This window comes from Shigella sp. FC1967 (assembly GCF_001743005.1).
Classification (GTDB): domain Bacteria; phylum Pseudomonadota; class Gammaproteobacteria; order Enterobacterales; family Enterobacteriaceae; genus Proteus.
The window spans coordinates 1-413 of the sequence record NZ_MIIZ01001297.1 but is presented as its reverse complement, the minus strand read 5'-3'; the positions used below and the strand labels follow the sequence as shown (position 1 = coordinate 413).

Annotated in this window: 1 rRNA gene; it reads right to left on the bottom strand. The window is 51.1% G+C overall.

From position 1 onward, the window contains the following. A 23S ribosomal RNA gene (locus BHE89_RS21390) occupies positions 1–413 on the bottom strand; the annotation flags it as partial.

Sequence of the window (413 nt, the reverse complement as noted above, 5' to 3'; positions counted from 1 at the left end):
ATGCTTAGCCAACCTTCGTGCTCCTCCGTTACTCTTTAGGAGGAGACCGCCCCAGTCAAACTACCCACCAGACACGGTCCCCGATCCAGATTATGGACCTAGGTTAGAACATCAAAACGTTAAAGGGTGGTATTTCAAAGGTTGACTCCATGCAGACTGGCGTCCACACTTCATAGTCTCCCACCTATCCTACACATCAAGGCTCAATGTTCAGTGTCAAGCTATAGTAAAGGTTCACGGGGTCTTTCCGTCTTGCCGCGGGTACACTGCATCTTCACAGCGAGTTCAATTTCACTGAGTCTCGGGTGGAGACAGCCTGGCCATCATTACGCCATTCGTGCAGGTCGGAACTTACCCGACAAGGAATTTCGCTACCTTAGGACCGTTATAGTTACGGCCGCCGTTTACTGGGG